We start from the raw sequence: 24,585 nt of genomic DNA on the forward strand, positions 1-24,585 counted from the left end.
TACACAAACGAACGGAGGCGGGAAACGTATGGCAAAGCAATTAGCGGACAAAATGGGCAAGGGGATTTCCCCGCAAGCCTTTATCGACGGGATGACGAAAAATCAGGATAAATTTCTTGAATGGGGACAGGCGTTCGAATGGAAGAACGAGGACGACAAGGAGTTTTTTGAAAGCTTGAACAACCGCGACGACCTGCGCTGTCTCATTATCGCGGCGGATTGGTGCGGGGACGTCGTGCGCAACGTGCCGGTCGTGCTGAAGGCGATGGAAGCCGGCGGCGTTCCGACGGAAATGTTCGTGCAGGAGCAGCATATGGATCTCATGGACCAGTTCCTCATTTTGGGCGGCAGGTCGATTCCGGTCGTTATTTTCGTCGATACGGGCGGCTTCGTCCTCGGTCAGTGGGGTCCGCGTCCGACCTACATTCAGGAGCCGATGGTGCGGTTCAAGGCCGAAAATCCGGACCGGGAAGCGCCGGATTACCAAGAGAAGCTGGCCGAGACGCGTAAGGAAATTATGGCGCGGTACGGCGAGGGTACCGGCTACCGGCAGCTGATCGTGAAAGAGCTGCGCGAACTTATTTCGACGTTCTAAGAGAGGCATCGGAGCATGACACTGCAAATCGAAACATTCGCGTTGGGCCAGCTAAGCACGAACGCTTATCTCGTATTCGACGCCGACAAAAACCGCGGCTTCGTGATCGACCCCGGGCAAAACCCGCAAAGACTGCTGAAGCGAATCGAGGGAATGGACATCGAGGCGATCGTTCTGACGCACGCCCACTTCGACCACATGGCCGGCGTAGACGAGCTGCGCAAGCTGAAGGGCTGTCCGGTGTTCCTGCACGATGCGGAGGCCGATTGGCTGACGGACCCGAAGCTGAACGGCTCCGCGAGGTGGCCGGACGTTACCGGTCCGGTAACGACGGAGCCGGCGGAGCACGCGCTCGATGACGGCATGCAGCTGAAGCTGCTGGGCGAGACGTTCCGCGTGCTGCATACTCCCGGCCACTCGCCGGGCAGCGTGACGATCGTATGGGGCGGGTATGCGTTCGGCGGAGACGTGCTGTTCAAGCTCGGCGTCGGGCGAACCGACCTGCCGGGCGGCAGCAGCCGCGAGCTGTACGACTCGATCCACGACAAGCTGTTTCGCCTGCCGGGGGAGACGGTCGTGCTGCCCGGACACGGACCGAAGACGACGATCGCGTATGAAAAAGAAAATAATCCTTATGTGTGAGGATGCGGTATGAATCCGGCGGCGAAGTTTCTGATTGCGGCAGGCGTCGTATTGATCATAGCGGGACTCGTTTGGCAGTTCGGGGGGAAGTATTTGCAATGGCTCGGCAAACTGCCCGGCGACATTGCGGTCGAGAAGGAGAACGTACGCTTTTACTTTCCGATCGTCACGTGCATTGTAATTAGCGTCGCCGGCTCTTTGATCATGTATTTGTTCCGGTTGTTCCGGTAACCTCGGGCGGTTTGCGCTACCGGTTTGCTTTGAAGTGAACCAGCGCGGTGTATAACATTTTATTGCGAAGCGGGTCGAACGTGACCTGATGCTGGACGGAGTGGACCGTTAACAACAACGCTTTGTTGTTTTCGATCTGCTCCTCCATTTTTTTCTCCAGCGACTTCAGATCGTACGCCTCGAAAAACTCGATTTTGTTCTCGATTTTATCCAGAACGAAGTCCATGGAACGCAACCACCTTTCTTCAGAAGTTCGGCATTTCATATTATAGCAAAAACGGCCGGCATTCAAAGAGGGGTGCTGATTAGCGGACAAACGGTTCCGTTACTTCTTGCACAAAACGCACAAAAAAAGGCTCCCTCACGAATGCGCGAGGGAGCCTTTCTATCCGTTACAGCACCTTGGACAAAAACAGCTTCGTCCGATCGTTCTGCGGCGTATCGAACAGCTGCTCCGGCGTCCCTTGCTCAAGAATGACGCCTTGGTCCATGAAGACGACGCGGTCGCCCACCTCGCGGGCGAAGCCCATCTCGTGCGTCACGACGACCATCGTCATGCCTTCCGAAGCGAGCTGCTTCATGACGGCCAGCACCTCGCCGACCATCTCAGGATCAAGCGCGGACGTCGGCTCGTCGAACAGCATAATTTTGGGCTCCATCGCAAGCGCCCGGGCAATGGCGACACGCTGCGCCTGACCTCCCGAGAGGGAGGCCGGGAATGCGTTCGCTTTCTCCGCCAGTCCGACCTTCGTCAGCAGCTCCATCGCCTTGGCGACCGCCGTTTCCTTCGATTGCTTACGAACCTGCAGCGGGGCGAGCGTAATGTTGTCGATGACCCGCAAATGCGGGAACAAATTGAACGATTGGAACACCATGCCGATCTCGGTGCGAATCCGGTTCAGTTCGGAATCCTTTACGTTCAGCGACGCGCCTTCGACCGCAATGTCGCCGGTATCGTAGCTCTCCAGCCGGTTCAGGCAGCGAAGCAGCGTCGATTTGCCGGAGCCGGACGGCCCGATGATGACGACGACCTCTTTCTGCCGAACCTCGAGGTTAATATTTTTCAGCACATGGTGCTTGCCGAAGCTTTTGTTGATGTTTTCCACGCGAATCATTGCGCTCATGCCTTATTCAGCCTCCTCTCCGTATACTGGAGCAGCTTGCTGAGGGAGTAGGTTAAAATCAAGTAAATGACCGCAGCCGTCAAATAAGGCTCCCACACTCTAAGGTACTGCCCCCGGAACGCGCTGGTCCAATACATCAGCTCTTGGGCGGCGATAATCGATACGAGCGAGGAATCCTTCACCAGCACGATAAACTCGTTGCCGAACGGCGGGATCATCCGCTTGACCGCCTGAGGCAAAATAACGAAGCGCATCGTTTGAGCATGCGACATGCCGAGCGACCGCGCCGCTTCGGTTTGCCCTTTGTCGATCGACTGAATGCCGGCCCGGAAAATTTCCGCCGTATAGGCGGCGGAATTTAACGATAAGGCCACTATAGCGGCGGTAATGGCATCCGTCTTGCCGATGACCAGAGGGACGAGGCCGAAATGCACGATCAAAATTTGAACGAGAAGAGGCGTTCCTCTGAAGAGGTGAATATACCCGCTGGCTAAATAGGAAGCGATAATATTAGCCGACATTTTCGCCCACGCCAGCACCAGTCCGAGCACGGACCCGAAGACGACGCCCGCGGCGGAAATGCCGATTGTGACTAAAGCTCCTCTCAGCAGCAGCGGCAAATATCCGGTAATTAAGTCAAAACGAAAATCCATAGGGACGCCCCTTCAATCGATAATTATTGTTGTTCCAACAGTTTTGCCGTATCCGGCTCATTACCGTTAAACCATTTCTTATATATTTCCGCATATGTTCCGTTCTCAATCACCGCTTGGATGGCCGGGTCAAGCTTCGCCTTCAGCTCGCTTCCCTTCGGCAGCAGCACGCCGTAGAATTCGGACCCGAAGTTGTCGGGGTCGATAATGGATTTGAATTTCTTATTCGGGTTGTTCAATACATACTCCGCAACGACCGCCATGTCGGCAACGACCGCGTCAACGCCGCCCGAATCGAGCTCCATCAAAGCGACCGCGTTGCTGTCGAATTTTTTCAGATTCGCGTTGTCGGCACCCATAATTCCGGACATCAGGATGTCCGCAGTGGTGGATACTTGGACGGCAACCTTCTTATCCTTCAGGTCCAGCGCGTTTTGGATCGAGCTGTCTTCCTTCGTCAAAATCATATTCGTGGATTCGAAGTACGCTCTGGAGAAGTCATACGTTTGTTTGCGTTCGTCGGAAATCGTGACGCTGGAAACCGCAGCGTCATATTCCTTGCCCGATTTTACCGCTTCAAGCAGCGTATCCCAGCCGACATTTTTCAATTCGTACTTCAGGTTGGCTTCTTTCATGACCGCATCGATAAAATCGGCATCGAAGCCGGAAATCTTATCTTTATCCATGAACTCCATCGGCGCATAGGCGGCGTCGGTCGCGATCACGTATGTTTTCCCGCCGGCGTTGCCGCTGCCTTGCGTTTGATCTTGGTTTTTGGCGCCGCAGCCTGCCAGCAAGCCGACCGCCAGCATGGTGCAGAGTGCAAATGCGAACCCCTTTTTCATCTGTAGAAACACTCCTTGTCAATGATTAATTTATTATTAAAACAATAAATTTCTGAATCAGTTTAACAAGAAATCGACAAATGGACAATAAATAGATAGAATGAAACCGGATTCTAGCAAAAAAAGGTTGTGACATGATGATCCTTCACGGTATTTTACTGGCGCTCGGCTTAATATTGCCTCTCGGCGTCCAAAATATTTTCGTCTTCAATCAGGGAGTGCTGGGGAGGCGTTATGTTCATTCCGTTCCGGCCGTGCTGACGGCGTCGCTGTGCGACACGCTGCTCATTATGGCTGCCGTTTACGGGGTATCGGTCGTCGTGCTCGCCTTCGATTGGGTCAGGCTCGCGCTGATCTCGGCGGGCGTATTATTTCTAATGTATATGGGCGTTACGATATGGAAGAACAGCGCCGCGCCGCAAAGGAGCGAGCTCGGCGAAGCGTTCCCTCCGAGGAAGCAGGTCGCCTTCGCCATGATGGTTTCGCTGCTTAATCCGCACGCGATATTAGACACGATCGGAGTCATCGGAACGAGCTCGTTAAGCTATGAAGGGACGGACCGGCTTGTTTTTGCGCTGACATGCGCGGCGGTTTCTTGGGTTTGGTTTTTCTCGCTGGCGCTTGCGGGCACATTGCTGGGCAAGCTGGATGCTTCCGGACGCGGGCTGTTTATTATGAACCGCGTTTCGGCGCTGTTGATTTGGGGTTCCGCGGGATATTTGCTGTATTCGCTGTTTGTCTAGGGGGATAACGTATGCCGAGACGCATTCTGCTTGTGGAAGACGACATGGAAATAAGCCGGTTAATTGAAAGCCATTTGAAAAAGGAAAATTATGATGTAATTACCGCAATGGACGGCGAACAAGCCGCAGCACGAATTGACGGGGAGGGGTTCGATCTTGTTTTGCTCGATTTGATGCTCCCTAAAGGTAACGGCATGGATTTGCTTAAGAAGATCAGGGAAAAAAGCGTCGTTCCCGTCTTGATTATATCGGCAAAGGACAGCGACCTCGATAAGGCGCTGGGTCTTGGCTTCGGCGCCGACGATTATGTAAGCAAGCCTTTCTCCATGATTGAATTGACTGCCAGAGTGCAGGCGGCCATCCGCAGAGCGACGCAATATGTCCCAACGGAAAGCCGGCCAATCGCGCATCGGATACAGTTTAAGGACCTAATCCTTGATTTTCATACCTTCTCCGCACAGGTCAAAGGCCGGGACGTGCAGTTCACCTCTAAGGAATTCCATATTTTGAAACTATTTTTAACTCATCAGAACCGGGTATTCACCAAGGAGCAAATCTATCGACTCATTTGGGAAGACGATTATTACGGGAATGAGAACGTCATTAATGTTCATATCCGCAGACTTCGTGAAAAAATAGAAGACGATCCGTCAAACCCTCAATATATTCGCACCGTTTGGGGAATCGGTTATAAGCTGGGTGTGTAATGTATGGTCATAATCTTATGCGCGATGATTGCCTTTTTACTTATTCTGAACGGCTGGCAATATTTTTCCCGAAGAAGATGGAATCGCAATTTGCATGAAATTACGGATAAAATAGCCGACATTATCGAACACGAAACGACCGAGAAGGTGCTCTTCCAAACCGAACATCAAGCCGTTCGGCGGCTGCTCATCCAAATGAACCGTCTTCTGGACTACAACCAGAAGGTAATAGCGGATTACGCCAAAACCAAAGACAGCTTGAAGAAAATGATATCGAACATGTCCCATGATTTGAAAACTCCCCTGACCGTCATTCTTGGCTATGCCGAGAAGCTGTATCACGGGAAACCGATGACCGAAGAAGAGGAAAAGCAGGTCATCATGCGTTTGAACGATAAAGTAAACGGTTTGGTCTCCTTGCTTAACCAATTTTTTGACCTTGTTAAAATCGAGTCGGAAGACTATAACATCCCGTTGACCAAACTATCGATCAATGAGATTTGCCGTCAAAGCGTACTCGAATTTTATGATTTGCTGCAATCTCGGGGGCTTCGGGTAGAGCTCGAAATTCCGGAGCGGCCCTTTTATATTATGGGCAATGAGCAGGCGCTGCATCGAATATTCAGCAATTTAATATCCAACTCGATTCGGTACGGAAGCGACGGGGGCGTATTCGGTGTAACGGTTCGGGAAGAAGGGGAAGCGATTGCCGTCGACGTATGGGATCGGGGAAAAGGAATTGCGGAGGTGCACCAAGACCGAGTATTCGAAAGACTATATACATTAGACGATGCCCGAAACCCGGAATTTCAGGGAAGCGGATTAGGCCTTAGCATTTCGAAACGGTTGACGGAGGCGATGGAAGGATCGATTCGATTAACGAGCCGGCCGTTTGAAAAAACGACGTTCACCTGTACTTTTAAGCAAGCGGCATATTAGACTTCCCGAAGAGGTGTTCGTTCCGAACGCCTTTTTATGTACTTAAGAAACTTGTAAGGAATAAGAAAGAAAAAACATGCACTCCCTGATTTATGATAGAGGAAATTCAAGAAACGATTTGTAGACGGGAGGGCCGCTTCAATGAACGACGTCATTCGAACCCACGATCTGACAAAAGCGGTTAGAGGCAAAACCATTGTTTCAAATGTAAATCTCCATGTAAAAAAAGGAGAGATCTACGGTTTGCTCGGACCTAACGGCGCCGGGAAAACAACGATTATGAAAATGCTCACCGGACTATCCGTTCCCACTTCCGGAGAAATCTTACTGTTTGGCAAGAAGCTTGCCGAAACCTCAAAGGAAGGATTGAAGCGGGTCGGAAGCATCATTGAATATCCGATATTTTTCGAGCATTTAACGGCAATGGAAAATCTTCGGCTTCACTGCGAGTATATAGGCTTTTACGACAGGAAGGCTATTGCCCAAGCGCTGGATATGGTCCATTTGCAAGGGGTCGACGATAAGAAGGTGAAGGATTTCTCGCTGGGCATGAAGCAGCGCTTGGGGATCGTGCGGGCGATCATCACGAAGCCCGAGCTGATCGTGCTGGACGAACCGACCAACGGACTGGATCCCATCGGCATTAAAGACATGAGAGAGTTAATACGGATGCTCAACAAGGAATACGGCATTACCTTTCTCCTCTCCAGCCATATACTGGGGGAAATTGAGCAGGTGGCCGACAAAATCGGCGTCATTCAACACGGAACATTGGCGAGTGAAGCGGTGCTCGCGGATGTTCGAAAGCTGCGGACCGATTATATTGAGCTTGTGACATCGAATGTGCAAAAATCCGCCTATTTGCTTGAACATGAGCTCCGAATCGTCAATATGAAAATCGTAAAGGACAATAGAATCCGGATTTATGATGCGGCCCCGTCCCTCGGCGAAATTTCAAAAATGTTAATCGCTCACGATATTGAAATTGAGGAAATCCATAAGCATAAAAGTACGCTGGAGGATTATTTTTATCATCAAATCCAGGGAGGCGGAAACGTTGAATAAGCTGATCGAGCTGGAGTGGAGAAAATTAGAGCAAAACAAAGTGTTCGGCGAAGTGATCGTCTATTGGGTGATTCTTATGGTTTTGCCGGTATTTTTACTTAAAATCGTATTTGCCGAATCTGCATTCGTCGATTTCGGGCACAGTTATTCCGACGTCATTCCGCTGATGTTGGCGGTCCAAATGGGATTTATTTTGTTCGGGGCCTCCCTTATTAATCATGTATTCATCGAAGAGTACAAAAATAAAACGATGTCTCTTTCCTTCGGATATCCTGTCAGCCGAAAAAAGCTCGTTACGGCGAAAGTGTTGTTTATCGTCCTCGCGGTTTTCGTGTGTACCCTGATATCTTTTGTGCTATCCGGCATCGCAACCTATGTATTCGATCAACTATTTTACGTCATTCGCGGAGAGCTGACGATGGGGGTCATCATGACCTATACCGCCAGGATGATCGTTCATTCCGCCGTTGTCGCGCTCATTAGCCTGGTTCCGCTGTTTCTGTTCGGGATCTGGAAGAGGGCGGTGCTGCCAACCGTTATTTGCGCGGTATTTCTCATGCAATTTCCGAATTTCGCAGGCTTGCTTCATATCACGCTGAGTACGGATACTATATACGCGGTGATGAGTATGTTGGGCATGGTCAGCGTTTATTTGTCGGTGGCTTTGGTGAACCGGTTGGGGGATATATAGTAACCGTGCTTTTGGGCCTTCACTTCATTGTGACGGCCTTTTTTTTGAACGAATAACAACTTACTTGACAGGGGAAATATAGGCGTTTATACTCTTAAACAAACGTTTAATTAAAACATTTGTTTAATGGGAGTGGGTAAAGAGATGAGAAACACATGGATTGCTTTGCTGAAGCAGCCTGCCGCGAAGGTGGGCATCGCCTCCGCCGTTATGTTCCAACTGATTTTCAGCATCGTATGGATGACGGGCTATGACGGCGTGACCGACAACGCTGCGAATATGAAAGTCGCGATCGTTAACGATGATGCGGGACTCGGCGCCAAAGCGGCGGAAGGAATCGGGGGAGCGCTGCCGTTCGAGACGGTCGGTGCGGACGATTTGGAGTCCGCCCAACAGATGCTGGAAAATCGCGACGTGCACATGATCGTGCATATTCCGGCTGATTTTACGGCGGAAGTGTCGGCGGCGGAGACGAAAGGAACGCTGGAGTATTATATTAATGAGTCGAACCCGGCAACCGTTAAAAATATGATGAGCGGTGCGGCTGCCGGCATTACCGCAGCGGTAAACCGGATGGCGGTGCAAACGGGCGCGCAAGCCGCTTTATCTGCGGTAAAAGTGCCTGAGCAGCAGGCGGCGGCTATGGCGGCCGGGCTTTCCGAACGCGTAACGGGCGAATTCCGTTATTCGCATCCGGTAGCGAGCATGTCGAAGCAGATGGTGCCGATGATGATGGTGCTTGCCTCCTACGTCGGCTCGATGCTGCTGGCGATGAACCTGGAGCAAGCGTCGCTTGCGGTTTCCGGGCGCCATTCCAGATGGAGCCGGTTTGCCGCCAGACAAGCGATTAATATCGGAGCGGCCCTCCTCGTAGCGCTTGTCGGCACATCGCTCGTCACGCTGCTCGGCGGCGCGGCCGAGCAAGGCTTTGCGGCGCTGTTCCTCTTCCAGGCTTTGTTTTTGTTCACGTTCATGACTACGGCTCAGGTGTTCGTAATGCTGCTTGGACCTGGCGGCATGGTGTTCAACATCGTTATGCTGTCCGCGCAGCTCGTCTCTTCGGGGGCGATGGTTCCCAGAGAGCTGTTGTCCGACTTTTATTACGGATTAGGCAATGCGTTTCCGGCAACTTATGCCGTAGAGGGAGTGATGAATTTGCTCTTCGGCGGCCCGGGCGCCGCGGCGCCTGCAGCAGGTCTTTTATGGGTGCTTGGCGGCGCGTTCGTGCTGAGCGTCTTGGCCGCCGCCGCCCGAAGAGAGAAACGCGGTACAACGGCACTCCATCCTGCTTTGAATACGGAGCGACCCGCAAGCTGACCGCTGCGCCCTTTACGGGGCGCTTTTTTCACAAGGTTTGAAACCGCGCTTCATTTAAGCTTAAATAAGATATAACGGCACGCAAGATGCATAAGGGGTTGATCGTATGCAAGGACAAGCCGCAAGCCCGGATATGAGAGCGAAAATATTGGCGGGAGCGAAAAAGCTGTTTTCAACGCAAGGCTTTAACGCTACGACGGTAAGGCAAATTTGCGAGGAGGCGGGAGCGAACGTTGCCCTGGTGTCTTACTATTTCGGCGGAAAGGAAAATGTGTTCTACGCGCTGTTTGACGACTTTTTCCCAGGTTCCGAAACGATCGAGCAGTTTGAGCCGCTGATGAACGATCCGGCCCGCGCCTTGTCGGAATTGATCAAGCGAGTCAGTCTGTTCCGCATGAGCGACCCGGAGCTGATCAACATCATGGAGCAGGAAATATTGATGCGTTCGCCGCGCATGGAATATATCCAAAGGAGGGTGCTTCCGATTTGGCAGAAGCTGAAGGAAGTGCTGGAGCTGGGGCGGAAGCAAGAAATATTTCATTTCCGTTCCTTGGATACGACGCTTATGTCGGTGCTTGGAACGATGCTGTTTCATAAAAAAAAGTATTACTTCAGCCCGCTGTTTTCGGAAGGCGAACAGCCGCCTGAAGACATGATTCGCGATATGACCGTATTTATTTTCAACGCGCTGAACGCCGGCGGACATATTCCCGAACAAAAAAGCCGGGGCTAGAAGGAAGAAAGCTTCCTTCCGGCCGCGGCCTCAGTCGCAGTATGCTACTTTTGAGCGGCGGGGTTTTTATCCGTCTCGTATTCTTCGGCGGGCATGCGGATCCAACGCTGCAAATAGCCTTGCTCATACAATGCTTTAAGCAGAATGATCAGGACGGGGGAGAGAATCAAGCCAGCCACGCCGAACAGCGAAAGCGAAATCATCATCGCCGAAAGTACGGTAAAGGCGGAGACGCCCAGCGAATCGCCGGTAATTTTCGGCTCCATAATTTGCCGGAACAGCAGCACGATGCCGAGCACGACGGTCAAGCCGATCGCAAGGTACAGATCGCCGACGATAAAGCAGTACACGATCCACGGTAAAAATACGGCGGATACGCCGAGCAGCGGCAGAACGTCGAATATGGCGGCGAGCATAGCGATCGACAGCGCGTTATCGACTCGAAGAATGAGCAGCGACACGAGTATGATGATGAAGGTGAAGCTGATCAGCTTCAGCTGCGCCTTCACGTAGGTGACGATGCCTTTCAATACGTTGTCGCGCAGGAAGGCGAAAGCCTTCTTGAACGTCTTCGGCGTCTTCTCGTCGGCGACGCTTCGCCAGAACGGAATCTCGATGCTCAAGAAATAAGCGAGAATGATAGCGATCGAGAAGTTGGCGATGAAGGTCGACAAGCTCGTCATCAGACCGACGAAATATCCGAGCAGCGAGCTGGCGAAAGTTCCGGCCTTAGACGTTACGATACCTATATACTCCTGCATCTTCTCTATGCTGCCGGGCGGCAGGGCGTTGACCCGTTCCTGCACGTATTGTATACCCTTCGTTATTTCGTCCGTAATCAGTGCGGCGTTGTCCGTGATCGTCGACTGCAATCCGATGATTTGCGTGGCGATTACGGCGCCGAGCCCGACAATGACCGCTAAGATGATGAGCATAAAGATGAGGATGGCGATGGCGGCGGCGATCGTTTTTTTCATGCCCCGCTTGTGCATGAACCGCGCCATCGGCTCGATGAAATAGAAGATCACCAGAGCGAGAATGATCGGGGTGGCGATCCGGTACACGAAGCTGAAAGCGGACATGACCAGCCACACGGTAAGAACGATCAAGGCGATATCGAAAGCGGTTTTGTAATACTTGCGGTAAAAGTTTAACAATGCATACTCTCTCCTTCTGCAATCCGGCACGAATGAAGCAAATAGGCTTGAACGATAATTCTATTTTACCCGAAACAGTTGTCTTGCAAAGCTAGAATTCATATAATGATAAAAAGTTGGGAAACACCTCAAGGGAGGGGGAGCGGCAAATGATGCGGCTTGGACAGAAAGTAATCATCGTAGGCGACAAATTCGAACAAAATTTACCGATCGGCGATCACGGATATATCATCGCATACGACCGCAATGCTGACAATGTGTTTGATTACGTCGTTCGCATCCCGAAGCTGAATAAGCATGTATTCGTCCCCAAAGAGGATATCGAGTTGGAAGAATCGCTCATCCAGAGGGAAGCGGAGCGTATCGAACGGGAGGCGTTAATCGATTTCGCGCTCGCCACCCGCAACGAAGCGTTGTTTAAGAAACTGATGAACGGGGACGAAGAAGAGACGCCGCAGGAATCGGGCAAGGATGCGGTGTCGTCCTCCGATTTCGTAAAGCAAATCAATTTGCGCGCCTGGATATAAATGCTGCCGAAATCCGCGGTTCCTGCACAGCAGGGAGACGCGGATTTCATTTTTTTCGCCGTTCGTCTTTACGATCGGGAACCGGATGCCGATAACATAATAGTGGAATGGAAAAATTGTACTGTTTTGCGGGAGAGGAGCAGAGAGAAGTTGTCGTACATTAAGCAACGAATGACCGGTTTTACCTTGATTGCCGCCTTGCTGGCCGGCCTGCTGCTGCCGCTGCAGCCCGAAGCGGTTCACGCGGAGACGGAGATCGTGACGGGTATCGAATTCGATAACGGTTCTCCGGCGCATCTGTATGTGGACCATGAAGACAAACAGGTCAAGGTGCTGGCGACGATCCAAGGCCAAACGACGAAAAAAGACGTAACGAACCAAGCCTATTGGGCGTCGTCCAAGCCTTCGGTCGTAACGGTCGACAAAGGCTTATTGGAGCCGAAGAGCCAGGGCACCGCCAAAATAACAGCCAAATACGAGGGCCGCACGCTAACGCTCGACGTCACCGTCGATTACTTGTTCCAAGCGGTCCGTCTGGATAAAACAGGCACGCTTTCCGTCGATTTGAGCGCCAAGGAGATTCAGCTGAAAGCCGATGCGGTCGAGCAGGACAACAGCACGTTCGACGTGACGGACGAAGCGTACTGGTCGTCCAGCAACACGAGCGCGGCGACGGTGAGCGACGGCTTGGTAAAGCTGGTTGCCGAAGGGAAAGCGACGATTACCGTAAAGTATAAAGGCCGGACCGATACGGTTACGTTCGAAATCAGCTCTCCTTATCGTTCGATAGCCATCGTTTCTCCGGACGACAATGAATTTTTGGTGGGGGAATCGGGAGCGGAGCTGCGCGCGATGGCGACGCTGCCGAACAATACGGAAAATAACGTCACGAATGAAGTGACATGGACCTCCTCCAACGAGCAGGTCGTCAAGGTGGAGAAAGGGAAGCTTACGCTGCTTTCCGAAGGGCTGGCCGTCATTACCGTAAATCAGTACGGCCGAAGCGCAAAGTACGAAATCATCGTCCGTTTGCCGTACCGGGCGCTGACGGTGACGCCGAACAAACCGTTATATTTGTTCCGGACCGACGAGCCGGTGAAGCTTAAAGCGGAGGTCGCCAACGACTTTGCGTCCCGGACGGACGTTACGGCCGACGCCGAGTGGACGACATCCGATCCGCTCGTGGCGACGGTCGAGGACGGAAGCGTCAAGCCGAGAGGCGTCGGGGAAGCTGCGATTACCGTTGAGTACAAGGGGCTTTCCAAGTCGGTACCCGTAATGGTTATGCCTCTGGTTGAAGGACTTACGATTGCGAAGAACGAAATGACGCTGTTCAAAGATGAAGTAAAGTCGCTGCCCGAGGTTACGGGGCTCGATCTGAACGGCGAAAAAATAACGTTTAACGAGATCGTCGAATGGGAAACGAGCAATTCGGCAGTCGTAGCGATTGAGAACGGGAAGCTGCAGGCGAAGAAGCCGGGCGAGGCCGTCGTTACGATGAGGCTGCGCGGGTTTGCGGATACGCTGAAGGTGACGGTGCGTGAGAAGGTGCTGGCTCTTCTTCCGGATGAGAAGACCGTTACGCTTGTAAAGGGTCAGACGATTGCGAGGCCGAAAGTGAAAGCCATCTTCGAGGACGGCGCGGAGCGGGATATTTCCGACGACATCGAGTGGACCGTATCGTCGCCGAATTTGCTTCTTTCGGGCGGCACGATGAAGGGCTTGCTGCCTGCGAAGGTTTCGCTGAAAGGAACGTATTTAAACAAAGAGTTCGTCGTTTCGGTAACGATCGAGGATAAAATAACGAATATTACGCTCGAGCCGAAGGCGGTCGTTCTGAATCCGGGCAGCAGCAAGACGATCAAAGCGGAAGGCTTGGATTCGAACAAGAAGAAAGTATCGATCGCCCGGGACGTCGAATGGGTTTCCTCCAATCCGGCGGTCGCCGCGGTGAACGGCACTTCCATTAAAGGGGTTGCCAAAGGAACGGCCGTCATTACGGGCGAATACCAGGGCAATACGTTGCAGATTACCGTTACGGTGGAACCGAAGCTGCTTAAGGTCGTATTGTCGGACAAAACGGTGAAGCTGACGTCGGGCCAAAGCGTCTCCGCGAAGCTGACGGCTTACTACAGCGACGGCTCGACGGCCGATGTCACCGACAAGGCGCTGTGGACCTCGTCGAATATATCGATCGCGAAAGTAAGCGGCGGGAAAATATCGGCCGTCAAGAAAGGGAGCGCTACGATCAAGGCTGCGTTCGGCGGCAAGTCGGCGTCTCTGCGGACGACGGTAACGCAATAAAGTGAGCATGCAAGCCCGGCGCGTTCCGTAACGCCGCCGGGCTTGTTTTTCTTTGCACGGCGGCGAACGATTAAGCTATAATGATACATTAAGACTGAAACAAATGCGCGAGAGAGGTGTTTGACGAATGAGCGTTACCCGAAAAGAGGTTGAGCACGTTGCGGCGCTCGCCCGCCTACGGCTGAGCGAGGAAGAGAAGGAGCAGTTTACCGAGCGGTTGAACGCGATTTTACAATATGCCGAAAAGCTGAACGAGCTGAATACGGAAGGCGTCGAGCCGACCAGCCACGTGCTTCCGCTGCGCAATGTGATGCGCCCCGACGAAGCCCGGCCGTCTTGGCCGCTTGCGGACGTGCTTGCGAACGCGCCGGAGGAAGAAGACGGCCAATTCCGCGTGCCGGCCGTTCTGGAGTAAGTACATAAGAAAGGAATGTTGGCGTTGTCTTTATTCGATGAAACATTGCAGGAGCTTCATAACCGGATGCACCGGAAAGAGCTGACCGTTTCGGACCTCGCCGGAGAGAGCTTGCGCCGCATCCGAGAGGTGGACGGCAAAGTTCGCGCATTTTTGACCGTAGACGAAGAAGGCGCCATGCGGAAGGCGGCGGAGCTGGACAAGACGCTTGGCGACGGCGAATCGAAAGGCTTGCTGTTCGGCCTGCCGGCCGCGTTGAAGGATAATATCGTCACGAAAGGCGTTCGCACGACGTGCGCCAGCAAGCTGCTGGCGAATTTCACGCCGATTTACAATGCGACTGCGGCGGACAAGCTGGAAGCCGCCCAAACGGTGCTGATCGGCAAAACGAACATGGACGAATTCGGCATGGGCAGCTCCAACGAACATTCCGGATATTTCCCCGCATACAATCCTTGGGATCTCGATCGCGTTCCCGGCGGCTCCAGCGGCGGATCGGCCGCGGCGGTCGCGTCCGGCGAAGTGTTTTTCGCACTCGGCTCCGATACGGGCGGATCGATTCGCCAGCCGGCCTCCTTCTGCGGAGTCGTCGGGCTGAAGCCGACGTACGGGCTCGTTTCCCGTTTCGGACTTGTGGCTTATGCTTCCTCCTTGGAAGGCATCGGGCCGATTACGAGAAGAGTGGAGGATGCGGCATACGTGCTTCAAGCGATCGCAGGGCACGATCCGCACGATTCCACTTCCGCGAATGTAGACATTCCGGATTACTTAAGCGCGCTGACCGGCGATATTAAGGGGCTGCGCATCGGCGTTCCGCGCGAATATATCGGAGAGGGCATCCAGCCTTCCGTGAGAGAAGCGATTATGAGCGCACTGAAGACGCTCGAGAGCTTGGGCGCCGTGTGGGAAGAAGTTTCGATGCCGCATAACGAATACGCGGTCGCAACTTATTATTTGCTCGCTTCCTCGGAAGCCTCCTCCAACCTGGCGCGGTTTGACGGCGTCCGGTACGGCGTACGCTCCGCGAATGCCGACTCGCTGCTGGACGTCTATGTGAATTCGCGCAGCGAAGGGTTCGGCGACGAGGTCAAGCGCCGCATTATGCTAGGCACGTATGCGCTAAGCTCCGGTTACTACGACGCCTATTATTTGAAGGCCCAGAAGGTACGCACGCTGATCAAGCGGGATTTCGACAACGCGTTCGAGAAATTCGATCTCATCTTGGGTCCTACCGCGCCTACGACAGCTTTCAAGGCGGGAGAAAACCTGAAGGACCCGCTTACGATGTATTTGAACGACATTACGTCCATTCCGATGAACCTGGCGGGCGTGCCGGCCATCTCCGTCCCGGCGGGCTTCGGCGAGGACGGCATGCCGATCGGCCTGCAGCTCGTCGCGAAGGCGTTCGACGAATCGACGCTGCTGCGCGCGGCGCATGCTTTCGAGCAAGCTACCGACTATCATAAGAGAAAACCATCGCTATAAGGTTGACGGAAAGGAGGATGTAAGCGTATATGACTGCCGTTACGGATCGAAAATACGAAACCGTCATCGGACTCGAAGTGCACGTCGAGCTGAAGACGAATTCCAAAATATTTTGCGGCTGCGCCGTCGAGTTCGGCGCCCCGCCGAATACGAATACTTGCCCCGTGTGCCTCGGGCATCCCGGCGTGCTGCCGGTATTAAACAAGCAAGCCGTCGAATACGCGATGAAGGCGGCAATGGCGCTCAACTGCGAAATCGCCACAGACAGCAAATTCGACCGGAAAAATTATTTTTACCCCGATTCGCCGAAGGCGTATCAAATATCGCAATACGATCAGCCGATCGGCCAGAACGGCTGGATCGACATCGAGGTGAACGGACAGAAGAAGCGCATCGGCATCACTCGGCTGCACCTGGAGGAGGATGCGGGCAAGCTGACGCACCTTCCCGCAGGCACAGGCTCGCTGGTCGATTTCAACCGGGTCGGCACGCCGCTCGTCGAAATCGTATCGGAGCCGGATATCCGTTCCCCGGAGGAAGCGCGCGCTTACCTCGAGAAGCTGAAGGCGATTATGCAATATTGCGAAGTGTCCGACGTCAAGATGGAAGAGGGCTCCTTGCGCTGCGACGCGAATATTTCGCTTCGTCCGGCCGGCGAGACGAAGCTCGGCACGAAGGCGGAGCTGAAGAACATGAACTCGTTCCGCGGCGTACAGCGCGGCCTTGAGTACGAGGAGATCCGCCAGGCGGAGGTGCTCGACCGCGGCGAGCGCGTCGTGCAGGAAACGCGACGCTGGGATGAAGCGCAAGGGAAGACGCTGTCGATGCGCAGCAAAGAAGAGGCGCACGATTACCGGTATTTCCCCGACCCGGATCTGGTTCGTCTCTTTATTGACGATGAATGGAAGGCGCGAGTGAAGTCGACGATTCCGGAGCTGCCGGATGCGCGCATGGAGCGGTATACGTCCGAGTACGGCTTGTCTGCTTATGATGCGGGCGTAATTACGTCGTCGCTGCATTTGGCGAATTTCTTCGAAGAGAGCTTAAGCTATACGAAGGACGCGAAGGCGGTCGCCAATTGGATGATGGGCGATCTGCTCGGTTATTTGAACGCGAACAATCTCGAGCTGTCCGACGTGAAAGTGACGGGCAAAGGTCTCGGCGAGATGATCGGACTGTTGGAGAGCGGCACGATTTCTTCGAAGATAGCCAAAACCGTCTTCAAATCGATGATCGAAACCGGGAAAGATCCGAAGACGATCGTCGAGGAGCAAGGGCTGGTGCAAATCAGCGACGAAGGAGCGATCAAGGAAATCGTCAACCGAATTGTGGAAAGCAATCCTCAATCGGTGGAAGATTACAAAGCCGGCAAAGAGAAGGCGATCGGCTTCCTCGTCGGACAAATTATGCGGGAGACGAAGGGGAAAGCGAACCCGGGTCTCGTGAACAAGCTGCTGGTGGAACGATTGAATCAATAATTGTGCGTATGTCAGCCGAGAGGGGAACCTTTCGGCTTTCTTTGTGCAAAAATATGTTTATATAAAATGAAGGGTGCGCAGGCGTCGTTACGTCTAATGATGTAGAACGAACCCGCAAAGGGGGTGAAGCGGTGCCGACAACAGACGAACAGCTCGTCGAGAGCATCGTGCAAGACGGGGATTCGGGCTTGTTCCGGGTGCTTGTGGAACGTTATCAAGCTTACATATTTACATTGATGTACCGGTCCGTCGGCGACCGCGGCACCGCGGAGGACCTTGCCCAGGAAACGTTCATTTCGGTATACCGAAGCATCGGCTCTTTCAGGGCGGACGCCAAATTTTCTACTTGGCTATACCGGATTGCGGCCAACGTGCTCCATGACGAATTAAGAAGGCGAAAGAGGCGGAGGCTTGCGTATTTTTGGGCGAAAGACAGCGGGGACGGGGAAAGGGCGGAACCGCCCGCAAGTCCCGAAGACGAACCGGAGCAAAGCTTTCTTCGCACGGAGCAGACGGAAACGATCGGGAGGCTGTTCGTTCTATTGCCCGAGAAATATCGGGTCATTCTGACCATGTATTACTTCAACCGGATCAATACGGCCGAAATCGCCGCCATATTATCCGTGCCGGTCAAGACGGTGGAAACGAGACTGGCAAGAGGGCGGCAGCGTTTGAAGCAATTATGGACGGAGGAGGACAATCGGGATGAAAAACCGGCATCGATCTCAAGGAAGCCCATCGGACCATCTGGATACGCTGCTTCAGAGCATGAGGCTTAGCGAGCCCTCAGGAGGATTTGCGGACCGGCTAATGGATCGCCTAAAGGATGAAGACGGCGTGTCCAAGCCAGTAGTCCCCCATTTCCAGACGGAGTGGAGGAACGGCCTGATTGCCGCGGCCGCTACCGTTGTATTTGTCGCAAGCGATATGCCCGCCCGGATATTGAGCATGAATCCGGACCAAGTAGGAATGTTCATTCAAATCAACGTACTGCATGCGGTTCAATTCGGACTGGAATTGATCCGGCTCAATTAAAGAAGGGAGAACGATTATGGACCAATGGACCAAGCAGGAACAATCGACGAATCGCAATGCGGCGGATCAGCAGCAGGGAGCTGACTTCGGACCGCCGCCGCCCGGAGGAATACCGCCGTTCGGCGCGCCGTATACTCCGTATCCGCCGCTTCCTCCCCTTCCCAGAAAGCGCAAATGGGCGGCGGGCTTGTTGTCCTTCATACTGCCCGGGCTCGGCCATTTTTATGCGGGCGCCATGCAGCGGGGCTTGTTTTTTATGCTTCTATTTGCCGGAACGATCGCAGGTATCGTCTTCTTCGGACAAGCGAATTTCGTACCGTTGATCGTCTTGCTGAGCATCATGCTGCCGGTCATCTTCTTTTACAGCTTGTTTGACGCTTTGCAGACGACGGACCGGGTCAACCAGTTCGGAGGGAATTATTCCATGCCATACGGTCCCGGCTCCTCGCCTTATCCTTACGACGTTCCGGGAGGAAGCACCTATCGCCGTTCGATCAACGGCAGCCAGATCGGAATTGGCTTAATCGTAGTCGGAGCTCTCATCTTTTTGGCGGCGAATAAGCCGGTATGGATCGAACGCCTCCTTACCGGGTCGGGCTCCTTTATCGGGGCGGTTATTTTGATCGGCGGCGGCGTGTTTCTTTTTATTACGGAAACCCGAAAAAATAAGTAAAGAAGGCGTGATCTTATGATGGTAATAAAAGTTGGCCGGCTGACCGCAGCGGTCATTCTAATCGCCGCCGGCAGCACGCTTCTTTTTGACAGCTGGCAGGGGACGCACTATACGGGCGTCCTGCTTCAGTGGTGGCCGCTTCTGCTCATATTGCTCGGGTTGGAATATTTATACTACGGAACGCGCAGGCAGCAGGAAAACGTGCAAACGAAGCTGGATATTGCAGGCGTTGTCGGCGCGATCGTGCTTTCGGCGGCCATCGGGGCGATCGTCAATTGGCAGTCGCTTTGGCAATTCGACAAGTGGATGGGAGATGCGAACAAAATCGGCGTTGCGGTGTCCGGCGCAGGAGCGTTTTTGGAGGACGCAGGAGGCTGGCAAAAGGTTCAAAAGGAGACGCAGCACGTTTCTTTGAAACCGAGTCATGAAAAGATCTCTTTCTATAACTCGAACGGCGACATCGCGCTTCGTGCCGGTGACGTGGAAGACATCCGAATTGAAATGCTGGTTAAAGCGCAAGTCGGCTCGAAGGAAGAGGCGGAGGATATCGCCGAAAATACGATGCTTAAAGTTTCCGACGGCAAGACGCTCGGCATTACAGTCGAAGGTGCCAAATACGGCCGCGGAAACCGGAAGGAACCGGTTGTCCATCTGGAGATTACCGTGCCGAGGGACCGCGGCGCAAGCTGGGAAATTCGGGGGATGAACGGGGATGTGTCGGTCGAAGGGGTGAGCGGATCGGCCGATGTGAATACAATGAACGGAGATATATCCGCTCAGGTGTCCGAAGGCGACGTCGAGGCGACGACGATCAACGGGGACATCGAAGCGATCGCGACGGGACGCGTGGATGCGAAATCGACGAACGGAAGCCTCAAGGTACGCGGCGTTCAAGGAAGTCTGCGCGCAAGTACGACGAACGGCGATATTGAGATCAGTCCGTCGGCCATCGGCGGAGATTGGCATGTGGATACTTCGTGGGGAGATATTACGATTGAATTTCCGTCCGAAGGAGACTATACGCTCTCCGGCAAGACGGTCATCGGTGAGGTTGAAGTTCAAGGCGCTGACTCGCTCTTGTCCGGGTTTACGGTGAAATCCCGTTCCGTCGAAGGAAAGGTCGGAGATGGAACATACAAGGTTGAGGTTCAGACGCAGAGCGATTTTAAGGCGATTTTCCAGCAATAAATCAGGCTGCGTCAACGCTGTACGATTTTGCTAACTCGTTGACAAACTGTTTCTTTCGCACGTACAATGGCTATAGACTTTGGCTTTTCAGTCAGAAAGGTGGGGAACGAAACATGTCGACGCAGTTGGACCATGCTTTGGATAAATTGAAGTCAACCGGTGTGCGGATGACGCCTCAGCGCCACGCTATTTTGTCCTACCTGCTCGAATCGATGACCCATCCGACGGCGGACGAAATCTATAAGGCTTTGGCGGACCGTTTCCCCAGCATGAGTGTTGCGACCGTATATAATAATTTAAAGTTATTTATAGAGGCCGGGCTGGTGCGGGAGTTGACGTACGGCGACGATTCCAGCCGCTTTGACGCCGATCTGTCCGATCATTACCATGCCATCTGCGAGCGCTGCGGAAAGATTGCCGATTTCGACTATACGCCGCTTACGGACGTAGAGCACGCCGCCGCGATGAATACCGGCTTTAAGGTGCATGGGCATCGGATGGAGGTTTACGGCATTTGTGAGGAATGCTCCAAATCGGTTACGCACTAACCGTTTATCGAACGATAATCGCGAATGTACATGAATGTGTCGTCTTCCGTCGCCCGGAGTGCGGCACATTTTTTTTGAACTCATATATGCAGCAGAGGAGGAGGAACGGTTGAGTCAATTCATAGCTCCGAGACGCCGGAAACGGAGGCTTCGGAACGTATTTCTTGTCGTATTTATCTTTACAGTTCTTGCAACCGTTCTTGGAGCTCTCGGGTGGAGCATGCTCGCTCCCAATAAAGAACATATCACTCCGTCTTATGGATCGGACAAGCCGATTTTTTACGAGGGCAAGCTTGCGGAGACGGGAGCGAAGGGGAACGGCGAAAGCCTGCTTGTTCCGTTGACCGTGCTTCAGGAGCTTATCGATTCCAATATTATGTATGAAAAGGATACGAATTCCATCATAATTACAACGGAAAATCGTGTGGTGCGCCTTCAGTCCGAGCAGTTGGACGCTTGGGTAAACGATAAACCGTTTCAGCTCCGGTTTCCGGCCGCCGATGTAGACGGGGAGCTATACGTGCCGATCGAACCGTTGGAGCGGTTTTACGGCGTTCGATTTGCCGAAGCGGAGGACACGGGCATCGTTACGCTGCGCAAGCCGAACGATGTCATCACTTGGCTTGCCGCTCCCGCCGCAGAAGACGGGAAGACGCTCCAGATACCCGTAAGACTGGAGCCATCCATAAAATCGCCGATCGTCAGTGAAGTGCGTTCCGGCGGACGGGCGGCCGTCTGGGGAGAAACGGACGGATGGTATTATGTCCAGTTAGCGAACGGGCATGTGGGATTTGCGGAAAAGAAGCATTTGGAATATTCGGGTGTAGAAACTGTCTCGGCGCCTGCATCGGAGGAACCGGCGAACGGATACGTCCCGAAACGGCCGATGGGGGAAAAGGTTGTCCTTACATGGGAGCAGGTATACACGAAGACGCCTGATCCGAGCCGGTTCGGTCCGATGGAAGGCTTGAACGTCGTGTCACCGACATGGTTCCACTTGTTGAATGCGGAAGGAGCGCTTGAAAACCGCGGTGCCGACCCCGCTTATGTGAGTTGGGCGCACAATCGCGGCTATCAGGTATGGGCATTGTTCACCAACCGGTTCGATCCGGAATTGACCGCTCAAGCTTTGTCGACTTACGACCGGCGCATGAACATGGCGCGTCAGCTGGTGAGCTGGTCCAAGCTGTACAAGCTCGACGGGATAAACATCGATTTTGAAAATGTGAATGTAGAGGACGGTCCGCTGCTCACCCAGTTCGTTCGAGAGCTTACTCCTTTGCTGCATGAAGCGGGGGCAACCGTATCGATCGACGTCACCTTCGCCGGAGGGAGTGCAAACTGGTCGCGGTTTTTGGATCGGAAGGCGCTTGCCGAAGCGGTGGATTACATGATGGTGATGGCCTACGACGAGCATTGGGCAAGCAGTCCGAAGGCCGGCTCCGTCGCATCGCTGCCGTGGGTCGAACGCGGTGTGAAGGCGCTCCTTGAAGAACACGGCGTTCCGCGGCAGAAGCTAGTGCTTGGCATCCCGTTTTACACGCGGATATGGACGGAAGAGACGATCGACGGCAAGACGAAGGTGTCCTCGAAAGCCGTCGGTATGGAAGCCGTACAAAATCTGATTTCGGAGAAGAAGCTAACGCCGGCGATGGACCATGAATCAGGTCAGCATTATGTGGAATTTAAAGAAAACAATACGGTCAAAAAGATTTGGATTGAAGACGAAACGTCAGTGAAGGCTAGAGTCGAGCTGGCGCTCAAATATGACTTGGCGGGAATTGCGGCTTGGAGCCGAGGCTTCGAGCGGCCGACCGTTTGGCAGACCATTCAAGGCACATTGCAATCATCTTATAAATAAAAAGTACCGCTCCGACGGAGCGGTACTTTTTGCGTTCGCGGTTGTTATCCCTGGGCTTGGCGGGTTGCTTTGTCCGGATCGAAGGTGAGAATCGTTTTGCAAAACATGCAACGGTCCGTCTTGCCGATCATCTTGGTCGGCTTTCCGCATTCGGGGCATTCGATCGTTACAGTGCTTGTGGACATCATTCCCGCCCAAAAATATATCGCCATGCTGCCCATCATCGCTATGAGACCGAGCACCAACCCGATTCCGGATATAATTCCCGAGCCGGGCCACTTGAACACGATCGCCGCGGTGCCGGCAATCATCAATCCCATGCCGCCTAACGTAAGCAGCAAGCCCCACAGCCGAAATTCATTGATTTTGCTTGATTTTCCAACCATAAAATATCCACCTTATTCCAAAGAAAAATGGTTGCTCGCTCAGCAGGAAACCGTGCGATCCGTGTAGAATTAACATAAATCTAACAGCAAAAAGGCGACGTTACAATGGGGGCTCAATAGAAACATGAGAACGTTCATCGAGAGCCGGTATAAACATAGAAAAGATGTGCATGGGCTTGTGCTCGTCGAGCGGCCGATGCAGTTCTCGGCATTGATTGACGGGTTTGATGCGCTCGTTCTCGTCATAACGGACGGCGATCCCCGCAACGGCCGTACTCATTATTATAGTAAAGACAACCATTACATACAAGAAAGATGGTACGACCGGACTTCTTTCGAGGCGAAGCTTGCGCCCGGAGGAGATAAGGATGTCCAACAATGGGTGATGGCTGGTGAGATTTGTATGGATACGAATGGCTTTTTGGCGAAGGGGAAAAGTCAATTGCTGACATTTACGCCGATGAAGCGGGAGAAGCGTCTGCTGAGCGAGTTCTCTCTGTTTTTGCGCCATTTTATTTTGAGTAAAAATTATTTGGACGGCGGAGACGTGCTTGACGCCTTAAGCCACATCGTTACGGCGGTTCATCATTGGGCGCGGCTGTCGATCGTGGAACAAGGCCATACGCCCGAGTTGACGGTTTGGAAGCAGGTCAAACGGCTGAATCCGGGCATTTTCAAACTGTACGAAGAGCTGACCATGAGCCAGGAATCGGTGGAACAACGGGTGCGGCTTGCTCACTTGGCTTGCGATTTTTCCGTCATGTCCAAGCTTGAGGATTGCTGCAGCTTATTGATCCGCATATTAAAGAGCAGAAGTGAGCCTTGGAGCGCTGCGGAGCTGGAGATGCATCCGGAGCTAAGCTCGATCCAAGGCGAACTGCACTTGGTGCTCAAGAAGCTGGCAGGGAAATCGTTGGTGAAAGAAGTGCTCGTACCGGCCGGAAGCGATATCGATTTGCTGGAGCTGCGTTATTCGAGCTAACTGGGAAGGGATTTGCCTCCGGCAAATCCCTTGACTTTTGGTTTGGGGATGTGTTAAATTATCTCCTGCACCTCAGAAAGACGTTGTTCGGTACGGAAAGATCCGAATAACGAAAGAGTAAATGGAAAAAAATAAGTGTTGCATTTTATTCTGAGTGTGTGATAGTATATAAAAGTCGCCGCTAAAAACGACGACAAGCAAAGAAACAAAGCTTGTTCCTTGAAAACTGAACAACGAGCACGGACTTTTCGAAGGTGTCGC

The 24,585-nt window shown here is 53.1% G+C and carries 28 protein-coding genes; 22 read left to right on the top strand and 6 right to left on the bottom strand.

Translation table 11 applies throughout. The annotated features are described in order from the left end of the window. Positions 1–28: 28 nt before the first annotated feature. Genes PT964_RS21675 through PT964_RS21685 form a run of 3 tightly spaced genes read left to right on the top strand, consistent with a single transcriptional unit; the run spans position 29 to position 1,468 of the window. On the top strand, positions 29–595 hold the full coding sequence (locus tag PT964_RS21675) for a thioredoxin family protein (RefSeq protein WP_274365446.1): 567 nt from the start codon (positions 29–31) through the stop codon (positions 593–595). 15 nt (positions 596–610) lie between these two features. Continuing rightward, positions 611–1,237 (top strand): MBL fold metallo-hydrolase, encoded by a 627-nt coding sequence (locus PT964_RS21680; protein WP_274365447.1) that lies wholly within the window; start codon positions 611–613, stop codon positions 1,235–1,237. Positions 1,238–1,246: 9 nt separating this feature from the next. Further along, positions 1,247–1,468 (top strand): DUF2905 domain-containing protein, encoded by a 222-nt coding sequence (locus PT964_RS21685; RefSeq protein ID WP_274365448.1) that lies wholly within the window; start codon positions 1,247–1,249, stop codon positions 1,466–1,468. Between the two features lie 16 nt (positions 1,469–1,484). Here the strand turns inward: PT964_RS21685 and PT964_RS21690 are convergent, their stop codons facing one another. The 4 genes from PT964_RS21690 to PT964_RS21705 form a co-directional block, all read right to left on the bottom strand. Beyond that, on the bottom strand, positions 1,485–1,694 hold the full coding sequence (locus tag PT964_RS21690) for a YrzA family protein (protein ID WP_274365449.1): 210 nt from the start codon (positions 1,692–1,694) through the stop codon (positions 1,485–1,487). A gap of 166 nt (positions 1,695–1,860) precedes the next feature. Continuing rightward, positions 1,861–2,583, bottom strand: coding sequence for an amino acid ABC transporter ATP-binding protein (locus PT964_RS21695; RefSeq protein WP_274365474.1), 723 nt, complete (start codon positions 2,581–2,583; stop codon positions 1,861–1,863). Between the two features lie 5 nt (positions 2,584–2,588). Next, complete coding sequence (locus tag PT964_RS21700; RefSeq protein ID WP_274365450.1) at positions 2,589–3,245, bottom strand: amino acid ABC transporter permease; 657 nt, start codon at positions 3,243–3,245, stop codon at positions 2,589–2,591. A gap of 23 nt (positions 3,246–3,268) precedes the next feature. Further along, positions 3,269–4,090 (bottom strand): transporter substrate-binding domain-containing protein, encoded by an 822-nt coding sequence (locus tag PT964_RS21705; protein WP_274365451.1) that lies wholly within the window; start codon positions 4,088–4,090, stop codon positions 3,269–3,271. 134 nt (positions 4,091–4,224) lie between these two features. On the opposite strand from PT964_RS21705, the gene PT964_RS21710 reads away from it, so the two are divergent. The 7 genes from PT964_RS21710 (at position 4,225) to PT964_RS21740 (ending at position 10,285) form a co-directional block, all read left to right on the top strand. Then, positions 4,225–4,833, top strand: a complete 609-nt coding sequence (locus tag PT964_RS21710; RefSeq protein ID WP_425262782.1) for a LysE/ArgO family amino acid transporter — start codon at positions 4,225–4,227, stop codon at positions 4,831–4,833. Positions 4,834–4,844: 11 nt separating this feature from the next. Then, a complete protein-coding gene (locus PT964_RS21715) occupies positions 4,845–5,540 on the top strand; it encodes a response regulator transcription factor (protein ID WP_274365452.1) in 696 nt (231 codons plus the stop codon). A gap of 3 nt (positions 5,541–5,543) precedes the next feature. After that, positions 5,544–6,479 carry a sensor histidine kinase gene (locus PT964_RS21720; RefSeq protein ID WP_274365453.1) on the top strand — a complete coding sequence of 312 codons (936 nt, stop codon included), beginning with the start codon at positions 5,544–5,546 and terminating at the stop codon, positions 6,477–6,479. 141 nt (positions 6,480–6,620) lie between these two features. After that, positions 6,621–7,544 carry an ABC transporter ATP-binding protein gene (locus tag PT964_RS21725; protein ID WP_274365454.1) on the top strand — a complete coding sequence of 308 codons (924 nt, stop codon included), beginning with the start codon at positions 6,621–6,623 and terminating at the stop codon, positions 7,542–7,544. Further along, the gene (locus PT964_RS21730; protein ID WP_274365455.1) at positions 7,537–8,235 is read left to right on the top strand and encodes an ABC transporter permease; all 699 of its coding nucleotides are present in this window, start codon (positions 7,537–7,539) and stop codon (positions 8,233–8,235) included. Before PT964_RS21725 ends, PT964_RS21730 begins: the two co-directional genes overlap by 8 nt. Before the next feature lie 144 nt (positions 8,236–8,379). Continuing rightward, the gene (locus PT964_RS21735; RefSeq protein ID WP_274365456.1) at positions 8,380–9,552 is read left to right on the top strand and encodes a YhgE/Pip domain-containing protein; all 1,173 of its coding nucleotides are present in this window, start codon (positions 8,380–8,382) and stop codon (positions 9,550–9,552) included. 106 nt (positions 9,553–9,658) lie between these two features. After that, the gene (locus PT964_RS21740; RefSeq protein WP_274365457.1) at positions 9,659–10,285 is read left to right on the top strand and encodes a TetR family transcriptional regulator; all 627 of its coding nucleotides are present in this window, start codon (positions 9,659–9,661) and stop codon (positions 10,283–10,285) included. Positions 10,286–10,329: 44 nt separating this feature from the next. Here PT964_RS21740 and ytvI read toward each other — a convergent pair whose 3' ends face one another. Beyond that, complete coding sequence (gene ytvI, locus PT964_RS21745) at positions 10,330–11,442, bottom strand: sporulation integral membrane protein YtvI (protein WP_274365458.1); 1,113 nt, start codon at positions 11,440–11,442, stop codon at positions 10,330–10,332. Positions 11,443–11,591: 149 nt separating this feature from the next. On the opposite strand from ytvI, the gene PT964_RS21750 reads away from it, so the two are divergent. The 11 genes from PT964_RS21750 (at position 11,592) to PT964_RS21800 (ending at position 22,956) form a co-directional block, all read left to right on the top strand. Beyond that, positions 11,592–11,969, top strand: a complete 378-nt coding sequence (locus tag PT964_RS21750) for an ATPase (RefSeq protein ID WP_274365459.1) — start codon at positions 11,592–11,594, stop codon at positions 11,967–11,969. A gap of 150 nt (positions 11,970–12,119) precedes the next feature. Then, entirely contained in the window at positions 12,120–14,273 is a 2,154-nt protein-coding gene (locus PT964_RS21755; RefSeq protein WP_274365460.1) for an Ig-like domain-containing protein, read from the top strand. 127 nt (positions 14,274–14,400) lie between these two features. Next, positions 14,401–14,688 carry an Asp-tRNA(Asn)/Glu-tRNA(Gln) amidotransferase subunit GatC gene (gene gatC / locus PT964_RS21760; protein ID WP_274365461.1) on the top strand — a complete coding sequence of 96 codons (288 nt, stop codon included), beginning with the start codon at positions 14,401–14,403 and terminating at the stop codon, positions 14,686–14,688. Between the two features lie 24 nt (positions 14,689–14,712). Further along, positions 14,713–16,173: an Asp-tRNA(Asn)/Glu-tRNA(Gln) amidotransferase subunit GatA gene (gene gatA / locus PT964_RS21765; protein ID WP_274365462.1), complete on the top strand. Its 1,461-nt coding sequence runs from the start codon at positions 14,713–14,715 to the stop codon at positions 16,171–16,173. A 29-nt stretch (positions 16,174–16,202) separates the two neighbouring features. After that, positions 16,203–17,651 carry an Asp-tRNA(Asn)/Glu-tRNA(Gln) amidotransferase subunit GatB gene (gene gatB, locus PT964_RS21770; protein WP_274365463.1) on the top strand — a complete coding sequence of 483 codons (1,449 nt, stop codon included), beginning with the start codon at positions 16,203–16,205 and terminating at the stop codon, positions 17,649–17,651. A gap of 131 nt (positions 17,652–17,782) precedes the next feature. Continuing rightward, entirely contained in the window at positions 17,783–18,430 is a 648-nt protein-coding gene (locus PT964_RS21775) for an RNA polymerase sigma factor (protein WP_274365464.1), read from the top strand. Positions 18,431–18,488: 58 nt separating this feature from the next. Next, positions 18,489–18,686 carry a hypothetical protein gene (locus PT964_RS21780; protein WP_274365465.1) on the top strand — a complete coding sequence of 66 codons (198 nt, stop codon included), beginning with the start codon at positions 18,489–18,491 and terminating at the stop codon, positions 18,684–18,686. Between the two features lie 16 nt (positions 18,687–18,702). Then, on the top strand, positions 18,703–19,359 hold the full coding sequence (locus tag PT964_RS21785) for a DUF6677 family protein (protein WP_274365466.1): 657 nt from the start codon (positions 18,703–18,705) through the stop codon (positions 19,357–19,359). A gap of 15 nt (positions 19,360–19,374) precedes the next feature. Further along, positions 19,375–20,547 (top strand): DUF4097 family beta strand repeat-containing protein, encoded by a 1,173-nt coding sequence (locus PT964_RS21790; protein WP_274365467.1) that lies wholly within the window; start codon positions 19,375–19,377, stop codon positions 20,545–20,547. A gap of 113 nt (positions 20,548–20,660) precedes the next feature. Next, entirely contained in the window at positions 20,661–21,095 is a 435-nt protein-coding gene (perR, locus tag PT964_RS21795) for a peroxide-responsive transcriptional repressor PerR (RefSeq protein WP_274365468.1), read from the top strand. A 109-nt stretch (positions 21,096–21,204) separates the two neighbouring features. Further along, the gene (locus PT964_RS21800; RefSeq protein ID WP_274365469.1) at positions 21,205–22,956 is read left to right on the top strand and encodes a glycosyl hydrolase family 18 protein; all 1,752 of its coding nucleotides are present in this window, start codon (positions 21,205–21,207) and stop codon (positions 22,954–22,956) included. A 44-nt stretch (positions 22,957–23,000) separates the two neighbouring features. Here the strand turns inward: PT964_RS21800 and PT964_RS21805 are convergent, their stop codons facing one another. After that, positions 23,001–23,342, bottom strand: coding sequence for a DUF2614 family zinc ribbon-containing protein (locus PT964_RS21805; protein WP_274365470.1), 342 nt, complete (start codon positions 23,340–23,342; stop codon positions 23,001–23,003). Positions 23,343–23,466: 124 nt separating this feature from the next. Here PT964_RS21805 and PT964_RS21810 point away from each other — a divergent pair, with 124 nt between their 5' ends. Beyond that, positions 23,467–24,324, top strand: a complete 858-nt coding sequence (locus PT964_RS21810) for a nucleotidyltransferase-like protein (protein WP_274365471.1) — start codon at positions 23,467–23,469, stop codon at positions 24,322–24,324. The last annotated feature ends 261 nt before the right edge of the window (positions 24,325–24,585 follow it).

Origin of the sequence: Paenibacillus thermotolerans (assembly GCF_028745515.1) — a bacterium.
Taxonomy (GTDB): Bacteria; Bacillota; Bacilli; order Paenibacillales; family YIM-B00363; genus Paenibacillus_AE; species Paenibacillus_AE thermotolerans.

Bases quoted from the DNA above. Each gene is read 5' to 3' on its own strand.
- PT964_RS21715 (WP_274365452.1), top strand. From the start codon at position 4,845: ATGCCGAGACGCATTCTGCTTGTGGAAGACGACATGGAAATAAGCCGG.
- PT964_RS21690 (WP_274365449.1), bottom strand. From the start codon at position 1,694: ATGGACTTCGTTCTGGATAAAATCGAGAACAAAATCGAGTTTTTCGAG.
- PT964_RS21750 (WP_274365459.1), top strand. From the start codon at position 11,592: ATGATGCGGCTTGGACAGAAAGTAATCATCGTAGGCGACAAATTCGAA.
- PT964_RS21675 (WP_274365446.1), top strand. From the start codon at position 29: ATGGCAAAGCAATTAGCGGACAAAATGGGCAAGGGGATTTCCCCGCAA.
- PT964_RS21680 (WP_274365447.1), top strand. From the start codon at position 611: ATGACACTGCAAATCGAAACATTCGCGTTGGGCCAGCTAAGCACGAAC.
- gatC (WP_274365461.1), top strand. From the start codon at position 14,401: ATGAGCGTTACCCGAAAAGAGGTTGAGCACGTTGCGGCGCTCGCCCGC.
- PT964_RS21725 (WP_274365454.1), top strand. From the start codon at position 6,621: ATGAACGACGTCATTCGAACCCACGATCTGACAAAAGCGGTTAGAGGC.
- perR (WP_274365468.1), top strand. From the start codon at position 20,661: ATGTCGACGCAGTTGGACCATGCTTTGGATAAATTGAAGTCAACCGGT.
- PT964_RS21785 (WP_274365466.1), top strand. From the start codon at position 18,703: ATGGACCAATGGACCAAGCAGGAACAATCGACGAATCGCAATGCGGCG.
- PT964_RS21805 (WP_274365470.1), bottom strand. From the start codon at position 23,342: ATGGTTGGAAAATCAAGCAAAATCAATGAATTTCGGCTGTGGGGCTTG.
- PT964_RS21705 (WP_274365451.1), bottom strand. From the start codon at position 4,090: ATGAAAAAGGGGTTCGCATTTGCACTCTGCACCATGCTGGCGGTCGGC.
- PT964_RS21790 (WP_274365467.1), top strand. From the start codon at position 19,375: ATGATGGTAATAAAAGTTGGCCGGCTGACCGCAGCGGTCATTCTAATC.
- PT964_RS21810 (WP_274365471.1), top strand. From the start codon at position 23,467: ATGAGAACGTTCATCGAGAGCCGGTATAAACATAGAAAAGATGTGCAT.
- PT964_RS21695 (WP_274365474.1), bottom strand. From the start codon at position 2,583: ATGATTCGCGTGGAAAACATCAACAAAAGCTTCGGCAAGCACCATGTG.
- PT964_RS21735 (WP_274365456.1), top strand. From the start codon at position 8,380: ATGAGAAACACATGGATTGCTTTGCTGAAGCAGCCTGCCGCGAAGGTG.
- PT964_RS21710 (WP_425262782.1), top strand. From the start codon at position 4,225: ATGATGATCCTTCACGGTATTTTACTGGCGCTCGGCTTAATATTGCCT.
- PT964_RS21740 (WP_274365457.1), top strand. From the start codon at position 9,659: ATGCAAGGACAAGCCGCAAGCCCGGATATGAGAGCGAAAATATTGGCG.
- PT964_RS21685 (WP_274365448.1), top strand. From the start codon at position 1,247: ATGAATCCGGCGGCGAAGTTTCTGATTGCGGCAGGCGTCGTATTGATC.
- gatB (WP_274365463.1), top strand. From the start codon at position 16,203: ATGACTGCCGTTACGGATCGAAAATACGAAACCGTCATCGGACTCGAA.
- PT964_RS21720 (WP_274365453.1), top strand. From the start codon at position 5,544: ATGGTCATAATCTTATGCGCGATGATTGCCTTTTTACTTATTCTGAAC.
- PT964_RS21700 (WP_274365450.1), bottom strand. From the start codon at position 3,245: ATGGATTTTCGTTTTGACTTAATTACCGGATATTTGCCGCTGCTGCTG.